The organism is Rhodococcus sp. (in: high G+C Gram-positive bacteria) (assembly GCF_049286785.1).
Classification (GTDB): Bacteria; Actinomycetota; Actinomycetes; order Mycobacteriales; family Mycobacteriaceae; genus Rhodococcus_F.
In genome coordinates this window covers 1-15,879 of the sequence record NZ_JBAQEO010000697.1, presented here as the reverse complement: position 1 = coordinate 15,879, position 15,879 = coordinate 1, and the positions used below count along the sequence as shown (strand labels likewise).

The 15,879-nt window shown below is 66.4% G+C and carries 15 protein-coding genes; 6 read left to right on the top strand and 9 right to left on the bottom strand.

The window, feature by feature from the left end:
- A partial coding sequence (locus WAW17_RS25290) for a zinc-binding dehydrogenase (protein ID WP_422335628.1) occupies positions 1-737 on the top strand: 737 nt, incomplete at its 5' end.
- A 7-nt stretch (positions 738-744) separates the two neighbouring features.
- Here WAW17_RS25290 and WAW17_RS25285 read toward each other — a convergent pair.
- From WAW17_RS25285 to WAW17_RS25255, 7 genes are all read right to left on the bottom strand, one after another.
- The gene (locus WAW17_RS25285) at positions 745-1,815 is read right to left on the bottom strand and encodes a YihY/virulence factor BrkB family protein (protein ID WP_422335627.1); all 1,071 of its coding nucleotides are present in this window, start codon (positions 1,813-1,815) and stop codon (positions 745-747) included.
- Between the two features lie 109 nt (positions 1,816-1,924).
- Complete coding sequence (locus tag WAW17_RS25280) at positions 1,925-2,809, bottom strand: class I SAM-dependent methyltransferase (protein ID WP_422335626.1); 885 nt, start codon at positions 2,807-2,809, stop codon at positions 1,925-1,927.
- A gap of 175 nt (positions 2,810-2,984) precedes the next feature.
- Positions 2,985-3,941: an alpha/beta hydrolase gene (locus WAW17_RS25275; protein ID WP_422335625.1), complete on the bottom strand. Its 957-nt coding sequence runs from the start codon at positions 3,939-3,941 to the stop codon at positions 2,985-2,987.
- A 50-nt stretch (positions 3,942-3,991) separates the two neighbouring features.
- Complete coding sequence (locus WAW17_RS25270) at positions 3,992-4,747, bottom strand: succinate dehydrogenase/fumarate reductase iron-sulfur subunit (protein WP_422335624.1); 756 nt, start codon at positions 4,745-4,747, stop codon at positions 3,992-3,994.
- Between the two features lies 1 nt (position 4,748).
- Positions 4,749-6,680: a fumarate reductase/succinate dehydrogenase flavoprotein subunit gene (locus WAW17_RS25265; protein ID WP_422335623.1), complete on the bottom strand. Its 1,932-nt coding sequence runs from the start codon at positions 6,678-6,680 to the stop codon at positions 4,749-4,751.
- A gap of 25 nt (positions 6,681-6,705) precedes the next feature.
- Positions 6,706-7,530, bottom strand: coding sequence for a hypothetical protein (locus WAW17_RS25260; RefSeq protein WP_422335622.1), 825 nt, complete (start codon positions 7,528-7,530; stop codon positions 6,706-6,708).
- Entirely contained in the window at positions 7,527-7,811 is a 285-nt protein-coding gene (locus WAW17_RS25255; protein ID WP_422335621.1) for a hypothetical protein, read from the bottom strand. The genes WAW17_RS25260 and WAW17_RS25255 overlap by 4 nt, the downstream gene beginning before the upstream one ends.
- A gap of 167 nt (positions 7,812-7,978) precedes the next feature.
- Here WAW17_RS25255 and WAW17_RS25250 point away from each other — a divergent pair, with 167 nt between their 5' ends.
- Both WAW17_RS25250 and WAW17_RS25245 read left to right on the top strand, forming a co-directional pair.
- Positions 7,979-8,365, top strand: coding sequence for a VOC family protein (locus tag WAW17_RS25250; RefSeq protein ID WP_422335620.1), 387 nt, complete (start codon positions 7,979-7,981; stop codon positions 8,363-8,365).
- A 106-nt stretch (positions 8,366-8,471) separates the two neighbouring features.
- Complete coding sequence (locus tag WAW17_RS25245; protein WP_422335619.1) at positions 8,472-8,849, top strand: VOC family protein; 378 nt, start codon at positions 8,472-8,474, stop codon at positions 8,847-8,849.
- Positions 8,850-8,926: 77 nt separating this feature from the next.
- Here the strand turns inward: WAW17_RS25245 and bioD are convergent, their stop codons facing one another.
- Positions 8,927-9,634, bottom strand: coding sequence for a dethiobiotin synthase (bioD, locus tag WAW17_RS25240; RefSeq protein ID WP_422335618.1), 708 nt, complete (start codon positions 9,632-9,634; stop codon positions 8,927-8,929).
- Positions 9,631-10,785 carry an 8-amino-7-oxononanoate synthase gene (locus tag WAW17_RS25235; protein WP_422335617.1) on the bottom strand — a complete coding sequence of 385 codons (1,155 nt, stop codon included), beginning with the start codon at positions 10,783-10,785 and terminating at the stop codon, positions 9,631-9,633. Before WAW17_RS25235 ends, bioD begins: the two co-directional genes overlap by 4 nt.
- 65 nt (positions 10,786-10,850) lie before the next feature.
- Between WAW17_RS25235 and WAW17_RS25230 the strand changes: the two genes are divergently transcribed.
- The 3 genes from WAW17_RS25230 to treY form a co-directional block, all read left to right on the top strand.
- Positions 10,851-12,164: an adenosylmethionine--8-amino-7-oxononanoate transaminase gene (locus WAW17_RS25230; protein ID WP_422335616.1), complete on the top strand. Its 1,314-nt coding sequence runs from the start codon at positions 10,851-10,853 to the stop codon at positions 12,162-12,164.
- A gap of 32 nt (positions 12,165-12,196) precedes the next feature.
- On the top strand, positions 12,197-14,440 hold the full coding sequence (gene glgX, locus WAW17_RS25225; RefSeq protein ID WP_422335615.1) for a glycogen debranching protein GlgX: 2,244 nt from the start codon (positions 12,197-12,199) through the stop codon (positions 14,438-14,440).
- Between the two features lie 15 nt (positions 14,441-14,455).
- The coding region (treY, locus tag WAW17_RS25220) for a malto-oligosyltrehalose synthase (RefSeq protein WP_422335614.1) at positions 14,456-15,879 on the top strand (1,424 nt) is incomplete at its 3' end.

Below are 15,879 nucleotides of genomic sequence, written 5' to 3'. Positions count from 1 at the left end.
GTCTCGGTGGTGGAGGTTGGATCCTCGGCCACCTCGTCGACGGAACCCAGGCCGAGCTGGTGCGGGTTCCCTTCGCCGACAACTCCACTCACCGGGTTCCGGGCGGGGTGAGTGACGAGCAGATGCTGATGCTCGCCGACATCCTGCCCACCTCCTACGAAGTGGGGGTAGTCAACGGCCGAGTCCGCCCCGGCGACGTGGTCGTCATCGTCGGGGCCGGCCCGATCGGGCTCGCCGGGATCCTCGCCGCGAAGCTCCTCAGCCCCAGTCACATCGTCGCCGTCGACCTCGCCGACAGCCGACTCGACGCTGCCCGCGCGTTCGGCGCGGACATCGTGGTCAACAGCGGCTGCGAGGACCTCGCCGCCATCGTGCGGGAGCTGACCGGAGGACTGGGCGCCGATGTCGCCATGGAGGCCGTCGGCATCGCGCCGACGTTCGAGCAGGCGGTCGCGCTGGCCCGGCCGTGCGGGCATGTCGCCAACATCGGTGTGCACGGCGGCCCGGCGACGCTGCATCTCGAGGACATCTGGATCAGGAACCTCACCATCACCACCGGCCTGGTCGACACGTACTCCACACCGACGTTGATCGAACTGGTGCGGAGCGGGCGGCTCGATACCTCCCCGATGGTCACCCACCGCTTTGCCCTGGAGGACTTCGAGGAGGCGTACGACGTGTTCGCCCGCGCCGGGGAGACCGGTGCGCTCAAGGTCCTGCTGACAGCGAAGAGCTAGCGGCGGGTCACCCCTGCCGCTTCCCGACCTCGGCGACGTCGGCCGTGTCCCCTTCGCTGTCCCGCAGGGCGCGCCCCTGCTCGACGTACCGCTCGTACTTGCGGGCGTTCTTGTCCGACACCCGGGTGTCACGGGGCGGCAGCTGCAACTCCTCCTCCGCGGGCAAGCCGGCCTGCAGCTGGCGGCCGCGCTCGAGTTCCGAGTCGAGTTCCGCGCCGAAGAGCAACGCCAGGTTGGTGATCCACAACCACAGCAGGAACACGATCACACCGGCCAGCGAACCGTAGGTCTTGTTGTAACTTCCGAAGTTGGAGACGTACAGCCCGAAGAGAACCGAGGCCAGGATCCACGTCACGATCGCGAGCAGGGCACCGGCGCTGACCCAGCGGAACTTCGGTTGCCGCACGTTGGGCGTGACGTAGTAGAGGATGGCCACGGCCACCACGACGATGCCGAGGAGGAACGGCCAGCGCGCAATGTTCCACACGGTCAGTGCGGTGTCGCCGAGGCCGACCGCGTCGCCCACCGACCGGGCAACCGGCCCACTGAGCGCCAGCATCACTCCGGCGACGGCCACCAGGAGCAGACCCACCAGAGTCACGAGGATCATCAGAGGCCGAAGCTTCCAGACCGGTCGGCCCTCTTCCACCTCGTAGATCTTGTTCATGGCCCGGCCGAACGCCCCGATGTACCCGGACGCCGACCACACTGCACCCAGCAGACCGAGGACGAGCGCAAGACCCGCAGTCGGCGCCTGAACGAGTTGCGCCACGGGCTCACGCAACGTGTCGACGGCCGAGGACGGGCCGAGGTCGTCGACGATCTGCAGCACCGCATCCGTCGTCTTCTGCCCCTGCCCGAACACGCCGAGCAGTGACACGAGAGCCAAAAGCGCCGGGAACAATGAGAGCACCGCGTAGTAGGTGAGCGCCGCCGCGAGATCGGTGCACTGATCCCGCGTGAACTCGTGCGCCGTTTTCCGCGCAACGTACAACCACGACGGTTTCGTCAGCTCGGCCGGTGAATCCGGTTTACGCGGATCGTCGGGATCGGGTTCGGATTTGCGTTCGTCGATCATCGTCCCCGCCTACCCGGAACTCCGGTATCGAAAACCGATCCGCTTCGTCGCGCGTGTCCGGGTTCGGGTCGACATCCGCGGATCTACGCTGTCAACCCGGCACCACGGTTCACTTCACCGCCGTCACATACGTCGATCGCTTCGACAGGTCGACAAGTTCTTCGGGGAGCTCCGGAGCCGGCCGGCCATAGGTCGTCGCCAGCTCGAATGGATTGAAACACCGCACCGACCAGCCGTGCTCGGTCAACCACTGCGCCGGATCGGCTCGCTCGTCACCATAGATCAACTCGGACAGGTTGATGTCGCCGAACGGGTCCCTGTCGAAGTACTTCGCCCTGATGTCGGCGAAGCGTTGCACATCGGTTCCCGCCGTGAAGTTGTCCACGGCGAGGTGACTACCCGGGCCGGAGAGCTCGCCGATCCGCTCGAGCAACGCGTCGTGCGCCGCGCCGGGCAGATACGCCAGCAGTCCTTCCGCCGCCCATGCGGTGGGCTTGCCGGGGTCGAAGCCCACGGTGTGGAGGGCGGCAGGCCAGTCGTCTCGCAGATCAACGGCCACAGGGCGACGATCTGCCTTCGCCCTGGCACCGTGCTCGGTGAGCACCTTCCCCTTGAATTCCAGCACTTTCGGCTGATCGACCTCGAATACCGTGGTGCCCGCAGGCCAGTCGAGGCGATACGCACGCGCGTCCAACCCGGCTGCCAGGATGACCGCCTGCCGCACCCCCGCCGACGCGGCCGACAAGAAGAACTCGTCGAAGAACCTGGTCCGAACACCCATGAAACCGGAGAAGGGCGTGTCCCCGAGTGAAGACGGGTCGGCCAACAGCCCGGTGAAATGCGGCTCACCCGCCGCCTCGACGAACCATGGCGCATAGTCGTCCTGGATCAACGCATCGGGACGGAGCGTCTCCAACGCCCGAAACGCCGCCACCCCCAGCGCGGTCAGGCCGACACCACTGACGATGTCCCAAGTATCTCCGTCGGCTCTCATCACGGAAAAACCTTCCGATCTTGCCGCGCATGTGGACGTGACGACCGACCTGCCGGCGACGAGGGCCAGGGAGTTCGACAAGACCTCGGCAAAGGTGCTCGGCCCGGTGACGAACCGTCCAGCGAATCGGTTCCGACATCGAACGCGGGGGCTGAATAATGGTTCTCCCGCAACACTAGTCGCTCTGCAGAGCGTTGCGCAGCGTCGTGATCGCGAGAGCGGTCGCGGTGCGCGCGGCATGGGTATCCTTCAGCGCATTGAGCATGACGAAATCGTGGATCATCCCCTGAAATCGCACGGCCGTCACCGGCACCCCTGCGGCACGCAGTTTGTTGGCGTAAGCCTCACCTTCGTCGCGCAGCACGTCCGCTTCGCCATTGATCACAAGCGCCGGCGGCAGACCCGTCAACTGCTCCTTCGTGGCCCGCAGCGGTGAGGCGAGAATTTCCGACCGCTGACCGTCACCCGAAATGTACTGGTCCCAGAACCACGTCATCGCGTCGATGGTGAGGAAGTATCCCTGCGCGAACTGGCGGTACGACTCCGTGTCGAGCCCGGCGTCCGTGACCGGATAGAACAAGACCTGCTGGCAGAATCGTGGCCCGCCGCGTTCCTTCGCCATGAGGGTGAGCGCGATGGTCATGTTCCCGCCCACGCTGTCCCCCGCGACCGCGAAGCGGGTGGGGTCCACGTCCAGTTCGCTGCCGTTGTCCGCGATCCATTCGGCGGTGGCATAGATTTCCTCGATCGCCGTCGGGTACCTCGCCTCCGGCGACCGGCTGTAGTCCGGGAATACGAGCGCGGCGTCGGCACCGACCGCGAGTTCCCGGATCAGACGGTCGTAGATTGCAGGACTGCCGAACACCCAACCGGCGCCGTGGTTGTACTGGATTACGGGCAACACCCCGGTCGATCCCTCGGGCCGGATGATACGCACCGGGATCTCCCCGGACGGTCCACCGGGAATCATTCGGTCCTCGACCTCGACGGGTGGAGCCGAGGTCTCGCCGGCCTGCACCTCTTCGAATTTCGCCCGCCCCTCCTCGACCGGAAGGTCGTAGAGGAAGGGCGGCGCCGCGGTGGCGTCGGCGAACTCCTGGGCTGCCGGCTCGAGAACGGGCTCAGTGGGCATGAGGCCTCCTTCGTTCGGTGGTCGCCGGAACGGACCGCGGATGGTGCGCGTCAGTCCTTGTCTCGCCGAAACAGCTTGTTACCGAGCCAGACCAGCGGGTCGTAGCGGCGGTCCACAACCCGCTCCTTCATCGGAATGATCGCGTTGTCGGTGATCTTGATTCCTTCGGGACACACCTCGGTGCAGCACTTCGTGATGTTGCACAGACCGAGGCCGAACTCTTCCTGCGCCGCGTCACGGCGGTCGGCGGTATCGAGCGGGTGCATTTCCAGTTCGGCGACCCGGATGAAGAAACGAGGTCCCGAGAAGGCCTGCTTGTTCTCTTCGTGGTCGCGCACCACGTGACACGTATTCTGGCACAGGAAACACTCGATGCATTTGCGGAATTCCTGCGACCTCTCGACGTCGACCTGCTTCATCCGATACTCGCCGGGCCCCAGCCCGGGCGGCGGCGTGAACGACGGGATCTCCCGGGCCTTGCGGTAATTGAACGACACGTCTGTGACGAGATCCCGGATGACGGGGAAGGTGCGCATGGGCGTCACGGTCACCACCTCGTCCTCGGTGAACGTCGACATCCGCGTCATGCACATCAGGCGGGGGTGCCCGTTGACCTCCGCAGAACACGACCCGCACTTGCCTGCCTTGCAATTCCACCGCACGGCGAGGTCGGGGGCCTGCGTGGCCTGGAGTCGATGAATGATGTCCAGGATCACCTCCCCCTCGTTCACCGGTATCGAATAGTCTTGCAACGCACCGCCTCCGGCGTCCCCGCGCCATACCCGGAATTTCGCGTCGTAACCCATCTCAGGCCTTCCTTCCCGGATGACCGGCGAGCTCGACGTCGGTGTAGTACTTGGCCAGCTCGTCGAACTCGAAGAGCTCCAGCAGATCCGGTCGCATCGGCTGCTGCGGTTCACGGGTCACGGTCAAATCCGGGACGACGGTGTCGGGATGGGCCGACATGTCACCCACCGCACTGCACACCAGCAGGGTGTTCCGCCACTGTGCATCCATGCTCGGGTGGTCGTCGCGGGTGTGACCGCCCCGGCTCTCGGTCCGCATCAGCGCCGCCCGGGCGACGCACTCGCTGACCAGCACCATGTTGCGCAGATCCACCGCGAGATGCCATCCCGGGTTGAATTGCCGGTGTCCCTCGACCACCACGTGTTCGAGCCGGCCCTTGATTTCGGCGAGCTTGGCCAATGCGCGCTCGACCTCGTCTTGCTTACGGATGATGCCGACGAGGTCGTTCATCGTCTGCTGCAAATCGGTGTGGAGGGTGTAGGGATTCTCGCCCACCTCCCCTGCGCTCGGCGGGTCGAACGGCGACGACACCATCCGCGCCGCGGCATCCACCGCGTCCGGCGAGACCACCGGCCTCTCCGACAGCGACTTCACGTACGTCGCCGCGCCCAAGCCGGCGCGGCGGCCGAACACGAGCAGATCGGACAGCGAATTGCCGCCGAGGCGGTTGGAGCCGTGCATACCGCCCGAGCACTCCCCCGCGGCGAACAGACCCTGCACGCTCGACGACCCACTGTCGGGATCGACTTCGATGCCACCCATCACGTAGTGACAGGTGGGGCCCACCTCCATCGCTTCCTTCGTGATGTCGACGTCGGCGAGTTCCTTGAACTGGTGGTACATCGACGGGAGCCGGCGGACGATCTCGTCGGCAGGCATGCGGGAGGCGATGTCGAGGTACACGCCGCCGTGTGGAGTACCACGCCCGGCCTTGACCTCGGAGTTGATCGCCCGCGCCACTTCGTCGCGGGGCAGCAGATCGGGGGTGCGGCGGTAATTCTCCTGGTTCTTGTACCAGCCGTCGGCTTCCTCTTCCGTCTCGGCGTACTGACCTTTGAAGACGGGTGGGATGTACGAGAACATGAAGCGGTCGCCCTCGGAGTTCTTCAGCACTCCGCCGTCGCCACGCACACCCTCGGTGACGAGGATGCCCTTCACACTGGGCGGCCACACCATCCCGGTCGGGTGAAACTGGACGAACTCCATGTTGATGAGGGTGGCCCCCGCCCGCAGAGCGAGCGCATGGCCGTCGCCGGTGTACTCCCACGAGTTCGACGTGACCTTGAACGACTTGCCGATTCCGCCCGTCGCCATCACCACCGCGGGTGCCTCGAACAGGACGAAACGTCCACTCTCACGCCAGTATCCGAAGGCGCCCGAGATGCGGTCGCCATCCTTGGTGAGTTCGGAGATGGTGCATTCGGCGAAGATCTTGATCCGCGCCTCGTAGTCACCGGTGGCCGCGAAGTCCTCCTGCTGCAACGACACGATCTTCTGCTGCATCGTGCGGATCAGCTCGAGCCCGGTGCGGTCACCCACGTGTGCGAGCCGGGGATAGGTGTGGCCACCGAAGTTGCGCTGGCTGATTCGCCCGTCGGGTGTCCGGTCGAACAGTGCGCCGTACGTTTCGAGTTCCCACACCCGGTCGGGCGCCTCACGTGCGTGGAGTTCGGCCATCCGCCAGTTGTTGAGGAACTTGCCGCCCCGCATCGTGTCCTGGAAATGGGTCTGCCAGGTGTCCTTCTCGTTGGCGTTGCCCATCGCGGCGGCGCAACCACCCTCGGCCATGACCGTGTGTGCCTTGCCGAAGAGCGACTTGCAGACCACAGCGACGGACAGGCCTTGTTCACGGGCCTCGATCACCGCTCGCAGTCCGGCGCCTCCGGCACCGATCACGACGACGTCATAGCGGTGTCGTTCGACTTCCGTCATTCCACTCCTTCTCGAGAAGCTCGGGTCAGTTGACGAGGCGCAGATCGGACAGGGTCCCGCTGGCTACGAGCATCACGTAGAAGTCGGTGAGCACCAGCGTTCCGAGAGTGATCCAGGCGAATTGCATGTGACGGGTGTTGAGCTTGCTCACCTGTGTCCAGATCCAGTACCGGACGGGGTGTTTGGAGAAGTGCGTGAGCCGGCCACCGGTGACGTGCCGGCAGGAATGACACGACACGGTGTATGTCCACAGGAGGATGACGTTTCCGAGCAGAATGAGCGAGCCGAGTCCCACACCGAAGCCGCCGTCCGCACCCCGAAACGCCCCGATGGCGTCGTAGGTATTGATGAGCGAGACGATCACGGCGACATAGAAGAAATACCGGTGCGAGTTCTGGATGATCAGCGGGAGGCGCGTCTCACCGGTGTAGGCGCGATGCGGTTCCGCGACCGCGCAGGCAGGTGGTGACAGCCACACCGAGCGGTAGTAGGCCTTGCGGTAGTAGTAGCACGTGAGCCGGAACCCCAGCAGGAACGGCAACACCAGGAATCCGAGGGGGATGAACATCGGCAGCTCGCCGAAGGGCGTCCCGAAGTGACTCGAACCCGGCACACACGAATCGCTCAGACACGGTGAGTAGAACGGTGTCAGATAGTGGTAGTCCTCCACCCAGTACGCCGTCCGGACGAAGGATCGGATGGTCGCGTAGACCACGAACACCGCGAGACCGAGCACCGTCAGCAGTGGAGCCAGCCACCACCGGTCCGTTCGCAGCGTCCGTTCCGCGATCCGGGCACGCCGCGGCGCCCCGACACCCACACCCTCGGGATTTGTCGGCGGCGCGCTCATCCGCGCTCGTAGTGGAGGCCGCCGAGACCCTCGTCGTCAGTGTCCTCCCACATCGAGGCCTCGTACGGGGTGTCCGGAACCGGGATCCGTTCGACCGGTTGGCGATGCACCTCATGTGGCGGCGATGCGTCGATTTCCCTGGCATCGATCTCGAGTCGCTCGAGGTCGTTGTTCAGGCGTCGAACCGGTGCGGCGTCGCCGTAGATCGAGCGCAACGATCCGACACAGTGCCGCAGATGGTCGATCGTGCGATTCAGTTCGAGCATTTCGGAGGTCGACATGTGACCCGCTCCCCATTCACCCGATAGAAGTCGTGACGCTAATCACATTACCTACATTCGCTGGGGTGCGGGCCGCTTTCGAACACCCGTGGAGTTCGCGATGAGTTCGGCCTCGCACGCAAGTCCATAGAGAAGACAATCGAAACAGCACTCACTTTGGAGGACTCATGGCCGACGCCAGGATCACGAGCGTGCTACTCGCGAGCACCCAACCCGAACGACTGCGGGATTGGTACTCCGCCGCATTCTCGCCGAAGGTCGAACGCACGCCGGGCGAACCGGGGTACGACGTTCTCGACTTCGACGGCATCTACATCATGATCGATCGGCGCAGCGATGTCGGCGACACCAACCCCGAGCCGGGTCGCCTCATTTTCAACGTCGAAGTCAGCGATGCCCGCGCTGCGGCGAATCGACTCGACGAACTGGGCTCGCAATGGTTGTCGCCGCTCGAGGATCGGGACGGCAGCTGGTTCGCCACGGCAATCGACCCCGACGGCAACTACGTCCAGATCATCGAGCTCAGCGCTCGGGCGCGAGCCCAGATGTCATGACCCGGACAAAACGAAGAGATGTCATGACACGGACAGAACGAAGAGATGTCCCATGACACGGACAGAACGAAGAGATGTCATGACACGGACGGAAAGAGGATCAGCCATGTTGGCACAGTCGAAAGCATTCAGCGGATTCGCCGTCAAGGACGTCGCGGCGGCCAAGGCCTTCTACTCCGACAAGCTGGGGCTGGGGGTGACCGACGGCGAAATGGGGCTCCTGAACCTGCAGCTGCCGAACGGTCCCGTGGTGCTGATCTACCCCAAACCGGACCACACGCCCGCCACCTACACGATCTTGAACTTCGCGGTGGATGACGTCGAGAAAGCCGTCGACGCTCTCACCGAGCGCGGGGTGCAGTTCCTGCGTTACGACGGTTTCGGGCAGGACGAGAAGGGAATCGCCCGCGGCGACGGACCCGACATCGCCTGGTTCACCGACCCGTCGGGGAACATTCTCTCGGTGCTCTCCGAGGCGCCCTGACGGCCTCCCACCGGGGTGAATGTACCTTTCGACGCCTTCAGCGCGCCGAACGATACATTCGCCGGGGGGTGGGGTGGTCAGCGGCGGGGGCCGCGGCGGCTCGTGACGGACGCCAGCCAGCCCGCGTCGAACCAGCGGGCTGCGCCGACGGCGAACGATGTCGCGTCGAGGCGGCCACTGCCTGCGGGAATCGAGCCGACCACGTCGACGCCGGTGGCCGCGGGCAGGTCATCGAGGTTGCACCTCTCGGCGAGGCCGGGTTCGGCGGGCCAGGACCCGATCACCGTGCCGGAGCACACGACGCCTGCAACGGTGAGCGCCTGGACGGTCAGTGCTGTGTGGTTGAGGGTGCCGAGTCCCGGCGCGGCCACGACCAGGGCCGGGGCGGCGAGCGCCTGCGCGACGTCGACGAGGGTGAAACCGTCCACACCCAGGCGCACCAGCACTCCCCCGGCACCCTCGACGAGCACGAGGTCGTGGTCGGAGTCGAGTGCCCGGACCGCCCCGACCACGTCTTCGCAGCGCAGTAGCGGCAGCCCACTGCGACGGGCCGCGGTATCCGGCGCCAGCGGCTCCGGATACCGGGCAAGTTCCACGCAGGCTGTGACGCCGGAGAGCCGGGCGATCTCGGTGAGGTCGCCCGGCTCCCCCTGTTCCACTCCGGTTTGGGCAGGTTTGCACACCGCGACGGACAGTCCCGCGGACGTCGCGGCCGACGCCAGTGCCGCCGTCGCCACCGTCTTCCCGACGTCGGTCGACGTCCCGGTGACGACGAGGATCGTCATGCGGACGCTCCCGCCAGAACCCCGGTCAGCACCTCTTCGATGCGCCGCATCTCGTCGGCGCTCAGGGTCGCGCGTGCCGTGAGGCGCAGTCGCGACGTGCCTTCCGGCACCGACGGCGGCCGGAAGCAGCCGACGTGCAGACCCTCGTCGCGGCAGGCGGCCGCGGCGTCGAACGCCCGCTGCGGATCGCCGAGAATCACGGAGACCACCGCGGATTCGGGAGGCGTGGCACCGGTGAACCGGGCCAGTTCCCGAGCCCGATCGATCACGGCGACGGCGCGTTGCGGTTCCCGGACGAGAATCGCCAGCGCCGCGCGGGCTGCCCCGACGGCTGCCGGGGCCAGCCCGGTGTCGAAAATGAAGGTCCGCGCGGCGTCGATGAGATGCGCGCGCACCTTTTCCGATGCCAGCACCGCGCCGCCCTGGCTGGCCAGGGATTTCGACAGTGTCGCCGTCACCACGATGTCGGGTTCGCCGGCGAGACCCACCTCGTGCACAAGTCCGCGCCCGCCGATCCCGCGCACGCCGATGCCGTGGGCTTCGTCGACGACGAGGAACGCCCCGTACTCGCGGCACACCCGGTGCATGTCGACGAGTGGCGCGAGATCGCCGTCCGCACTGAACACCGAGTCCGTGACGACGAGCGCGCGTTCCTCGGTCCGGCCGGACAGCGCGGTGCGGAGAAATTCGACGTCGGCATGCGGGGCAACGGTGATCCGGGCCCGGGAGAGCCTGCAGGCGTCGACCAGCGAGGCGTGACTGCCCGCATCCGAGACGATCAGCGACCCCGCGCCCGACAGTGCGGTGACGGCGCCCAGGTTCGCCGTATAGCCGGACGAGAACACCAGTCCGGACTCGGCTCCGGCGAACTCGGCGAGTTCGGTTTCGAGAAGTTCGTGTTCGGTGGTCGACCCGGTGACCAGCCGGGAACCCGTGGCGCCCGCTCCCCAGTGGCGCAGCGACCTCATCGCGCCGTGCAGGACCTCGGGGTGACGGACCAGGCCGAGGTAGTCATTGGAGGCCAGATCGATGAGCGCGCTGCCGGACGTGCGGGGACGCAGTTCGCGGCGCAACCCGGCCGCCCGCCTCTGGTCCTCGACGTCGTCGAGCCAGTCGGAGAAGGTGCGATCGATACTCACCCCCGGGACCATACGCGACTTGAACGGTGTTCAACCCGGGTGGGACCAGTTTCCGGGTGGTCGCTAGGGTCGTGGCCGTGACCTTTCCCGGCCTGTCCGTCGACGACATCACGTCCCTCGATGCCTCGCTGCTCTGGCATCCGTACGGCGCCTTTCCCGCATCCACCTCGCCTCTCGTCGTGACCGAGGCGAGCGGCACCCGGCTCACCCTCGCCGACGGACGGCAGCTCGTCGACGGGATGAGTTCCTGGTGGGCCGCGGTCCACGGCTACCGCCACCCGACACTGGACGCAGCCGCCTCGGCGCAGCTCGGCCGGATGAGCCACGTCATGTTCGGCGGTCTCACGCACGAGCCGGCGGTCCGCTTGGCGCAACTGCTGGTGGACATCACTCCCGCCGGCCTCGACAAGGTCTTCCTCGCCGACTCGGGATCCGTGTCGGTCGAGGTGGCGGTGAAGATGGCCCTGCAGTACTGGCGTAGTCGCGGCCGGCCGGCCAAGCACCGCCTCCTCACCTGGCGGGGCGGCTATCACGGCGACACCTTCGCCCCCATGAGCGTCTGCGATCCCGACGGCGGGATGCACTCGCTGTGGACGGATGTCCTCGCCCGGCAGGTCTTCGCCGGTCCACCACCCCGCGACTTCGACGAGGAGTACGTCGCGGAGTTCGAGCAGCTCGCGCGCACCCGTTCCGACGAATTGGCCGCGGTCATCGTCGAACCGGTGGTGCAGGGGGCAGGCGGCATGCGGTTCCACGACCCGCGCTATCTGACGGAGCTCCGCAGAATCTGCGACGAGAACGAGCTGTTGTTGATCTTCGACGAGATCGCCACCGGCTTCGGTCGGACGGGCTCATTGTTCGCCGCCGGACATGCGGGCGTGAGCCCCGACGTCATGTGTGTCGGCAAGGCACTGACCGGCGGGTACCTGACCCTCGCCGCGACTCTCTGCTCCACGGACGTCGCCGAGACCATCAGTGCGGGCGCGGCAGGCGGCCTCATGCACGGCCCCACGTTCATGGCGAATCCACTCGCCTGTGCCGTCGCCGTCGCCTCGGTCGAACTCCTGCTGTCCCGGAACTGGCAGGACGAGGTGGCCGCACTGAACCGGGGGCTCGAATCCGGTCTTGCCGACGCCCGTGACATACCTGGCGTCCGCGAGGTCCGGGTGCTCGGCGGGATCGGCGTGATCGAACTCGAGCACGAGGTCGACATGCGCGCGGCGACCGAAGCGGCGGTGGCCGCCGGGGTCTGGTTGCGGCCGTTCCGCAATCTCGTCTACACGATGCCGCCATACGTGTGCACCGCAGCGGACGTCCGCGACATCACAGCCGGAATGCGTGCCGTGGCACGAAACGCGGCCGACGTCCGAGGTGGTTCTGCGTCGGGCTGAGAGAGACGCCGCCGCGGGCTAGGGTTCACGCTATGGACGAGAGCGAGTCGACCCGAACCACGCCCATACCGGTATGGCCGGGTAGCGCCTACCCCTTGGGAGCCACCTATGACGGAGCGGGCACCAACTTCGCACTCTTCTCCGAAATAGCCGAGGCGGTGGATCTGTGCCTCATCGCCAAGGACGGCACCGAGACCCGAGTGCGACTGGACGAGGTCGACGGCTATGTGTGGCACGGGTACCTGCCCACGGTCACGCCCGGGCAGCGCTACGGATACCGGGTCCACGGACCGTGGGACCCGGCGGCAGGCCACCGGTGTGACCCCAGCAAGCTTCTCCTCGACCCCTACGGCAAAGCCTTCGACGGCGATTTCGACGGTGATCGTTCGCTGTTCTCCTACGACATCGACACCGGAAGCGAAGCGCCCGTCGACACCGGCAGCGAAGCGCCGGCGGAGCCGACCGACGACACGGACGCGTTCGGCAGCGATACCGAGGACGACGTGGCCGACAGGGTCACGGGACGTCCGGGCCACGACTCCCTCGGCCACACCATGACCACGGTGGTGATCAACCCGTTCTTCGACTGGGCCGCCGATCGCGCCCCCAAACGGCCGTACCACGAGACCGTGATCTACGAGGCGCACGTCAAGGGCATGACGGCGACACATCCGGGCGTCCCGGAGGGACTTCGCGGCACGTACGCGGGCCTCGCTCATCCGGCGATCATCGAGCACCTGACCAACCTGGGTGTCACGGCGATCGAACTGATGCCGGTGCACCAGTTCATGCACGACCAGACCCTGCTCGACAAGGGACTCCGAAATTACTGGGGTTACAACACCTTCGGGTTCCTCGCCCCGCACACCGAGTACGCGTCGGCCGACAAACCGGGTGGCGCGGTATCGGAGTTCAAGGCGATGGTGCGCTCGTTCCACGAGGCGGGCATCGAGGTCATCCTCGATGTGGTCTACAACCACACGGCCGAGGGCAACCACCTCGGTCCCACACTGTGTTTCCGCGGCATCGACAACGCCGCCTACTACCGGCTCGTCGAGGGCGACCTCGAGCACTACATGGACTACACGGGTACCGGGAACAGTCTCAACGCCCGGCATCCGCACACCCTGCAGCTGATCATGGATTCGCTGCGGTACTGGGTCACCGAGATGCACGTCGACGGCTTCCGCTTCGACCTCGCGTCCACACTGGCGCGTGAGCTGCACGACGTCGACCGATTGTCGGCCTTCTTCGACCTCGTCCAGCAGGACCCGGTGGTCAGCCAGGTGAAGTTGATCGCCGAGCCGTGGGACGTCGGCGAAGGCGGCTATCAGGTGGGCAACTTCCCCGGGCTGTGGACCGAATGGAACGGAAAGTACCGCGACACGGTCCGCGACTACTGGCGGGGAGAGCCGGCGACACTGGGCGAATTCGCATCCCGGTTCACCGGATCCTCCGACCTCTACGAGGCCACCGGCCGGCGCCCGAGCGCCAGCATCAACTTCGTCATCGCGCACGACGGGTTCACCCTGCACGACCTGGTGTCGTACAACGAGAAGCACAACGACGCCAACGGGGAGGACAACAACGACGGCGAGAGCCACAACCGGTCGTGGAACTGCGGCGTGGAGGGGCCCACGGACGACCCGGAGATCCTGGACCTTCGCGGCAGGCAGACCCGCAACATCGTCGCCACCCTCATGCTCAGCCAGGGCACACCGATGCTGGCGCACGGCGACGAGATGGGCCGCACCCAGCAGGGCAACAACAACGTGTACTGCCAGGACTCCGAGCTGTCGTGGATGGACTGGTCACTCGCGGAGTCCAATGCGGACCTGGTCGAATTCACCAAACGGGTGATCGAGCTGCGCACCAAGAATCCGGTGTTCCGGCGGCGTCGATTCTTCGAGGGGACACCGATCCGCAGCGGCGACCAGACACGCGACATCGCCTGGCTCACGCCGTCAGGTGAGGAGATGACCCCCGAGGACTGGGACAGCGGATTCGGTAAGTCGCTGTCGGTGTTCCTCAACGGCGAAGGCATTCCCGAACCGAATCATCGGGGTGAGCGGATCGTCGGCGACTCGTTCCTGTTGTGTTTCAACGCCCATCACGACGGTATCGAGTTCACCACCCCGAATTCGGACTACGCGTCCGAGTGGACCATCGTCCTCGACACCGCGGTACCGACCGGTTCCCGCGACGTCGTGATCAAGGCAGGCAACCCACTGCAGGTCGAGGCGCGATCGTTGGTCGTGCTCCGACGGACCGCCTGAAGACCAGGGAGCACGATGGCGACGCAACCGATCACCGCTACCTATCGTCTCCAGTTACGGGGGGACGCCTTCACTCTCGCCGACGCGCTGGGAGTCGCCGACTATCTCGACGACCTCGGGGTCTCGCACGTGTATCTGTCGCCGATCCTCACCGCAGCGGAGGGTTCGACGCACGGATACGACGTGACCGACGCAACCGAGGTCTCCCCCACGCTCGGCGGCAGGGACGCGCTCGTCGCGCTGTCCGCCGAGCTACGGCGGCGGGGCATGGGACTGGTGGTCGATCTCGTGCCCAACCATGTCGGGGTCGCGAACCCACGGGAGAACGCCTGGTGGTGGGACGTCCTCACGCACGGACAGCGGTCCGGGTACGCAGAGTTCTTCGACATCGACTGGCGGCCGGACAACGGCGTCGACGGCCGTCTGGCGCTGCCTGTGCTCGGATCGGAGTCCGATCTCGAGGCGCTCACCGTCGACCGCTCCGAATCCGAACCACTGCTCGCCTTCTACGAACACCGCTTCCCCGTCGCACCCGGTACCGACTCCGACGACGCGCAGGCGGTGCACGATGCCCAGTCCTACCGGCTCGTGCCCTGGAACTCCGGGCACATCGGGTATCGCCGGTTCTTCGCGATCAGCGACCTCGCCGGACTGCGCCAGGAGGACCCCCGGGTGTTCGAGGCCTCGCATCGCGAACTCGCGACCTGGGTGCGCGACGAGTTGATCGACGGCGTCCGCGTCGACCATCCGGACGGCTTGTCCGACCCCGCCGGGTATCTGGCGCAGCTGCGCGCGGTGATCGGCCCGGACCGTTGGCTGGTGATCGAGAAGATCCTGGGCCACACCGAACCCCTCGACGACCATCTCCCGATCGAGGGCACCACCGGATACGACGCGCTCGCCGACGTCGGCAGAATTCTCGTCGACCCTGCGGGGGAACCGGCGCTGACCGCGCTGTCCGAATCCACGACCGGCAACCGGGGAGACGCTGCCTGGCTACGCCGGAACGAACGGGAGATCAAGCGCACGGCCGCGTCGACCATCCTGGCACCCGAAGTGCGGCGCCTGGTCCGGGCGATTCTGCGGGACACGGACAGCGACTACAGCCACGACGACCTTCGCGTCGCCGTCGTCGAGGTGGTCGCCGCCATGCCGGTGTATCGGAGCGACTACAGTCCGCTGGCCGGCCTCGCGCGACGGGTGATCGGCGAGGTCGTGCAGGAAGACCCGGAACGGGCGGAGCCGCTGGCGCTTCTGGCGGCCGCCCTGATCGCGGGCGGTGAAGCGGCAACCCGGTTCCACCAGGTATGCGGCGCGGTGATGGCGAAGTCGGTGGAGGACTGTCTCTTCTACCGCACCGCGCGACTGGTGTCGCTGCAGGAAGTGGGCGGTGATCCCGCAGCCGTGGGCATCTCCGCCGCCGAGTTCCACCTTGCGAG

Bases quoted from the DNA above. Each gene is read 5' to 3' on its own strand.
- WAW17_RS25285 (WP_422335627.1), bottom strand. From the start codon at position 1,815: ATGATCGACGAACGCAAATCCGAACCCGATCCCGACGATCCGCGTAAA.
- WAW17_RS25280 (WP_422335626.1), bottom strand. From the start codon at position 2,809: ATGAGAGCCGACGGAGATACTTGGGACATCGTCAGTGGTGTCGGCCTG.
- WAW17_RS25275 (WP_422335625.1), bottom strand. From the start codon at position 3,941: ATGCCCACTGAGCCCGTTCTCGAGCCGGCAGCCCAGGAGTTCGCCGAC.
- WAW17_RS25270 (WP_422335624.1), bottom strand. From the start codon at position 4,747: ATGGGTTACGACGCGAAATTCCGGGTATGGCGCGGGGACGCCGGAGGC.
- WAW17_RS25265 (WP_422335623.1), bottom strand. From the start codon at position 6,680: ATGACGGAAGTCGAACGACACCGCTATGACGTCGTCGTGATCGGTGCC.
- WAW17_RS25260 (WP_422335622.1), bottom strand. From the start codon at position 7,530: ATGAGCGCGCCGCCGACAAATCCCGAGGGTGTGGGTGTCGGGGCGCCG.
- WAW17_RS25255 (WP_422335621.1), bottom strand. From the start codon at position 7,811: ATGTCGACCTCCGAAATGCTCGAACTGAATCGCACGATCGACCATCTG.
- WAW17_RS25250 (WP_422335620.1), top strand. From the start codon at position 7,979: ATGGCCGACGCCAGGATCACGAGCGTGCTACTCGCGAGCACCCAACCC.
- WAW17_RS25245 (WP_422335619.1), top strand. From the start codon at position 8,472: ATGTTGGCACAGTCGAAAGCATTCAGCGGATTCGCCGTCAAGGACGTC.
- bioD (WP_422335618.1), bottom strand. From the start codon at position 9,634: ATGACGATCCTCGTCGTCACCGGGACGTCGACCGACGTCGGGAAGACG.
- WAW17_RS25235 (WP_422335617.1), bottom strand. From the start codon at position 10,785: ATGGTCCCGGGGGTGAGTATCGATCGCACCTTCTCCGACTGGCTCGAC.
- glgX (WP_422335615.1), top strand. From the start codon at position 12,197: ATGGACGAGAGCGAGTCGACCCGAACCACGCCCATACCGGTATGGCCG.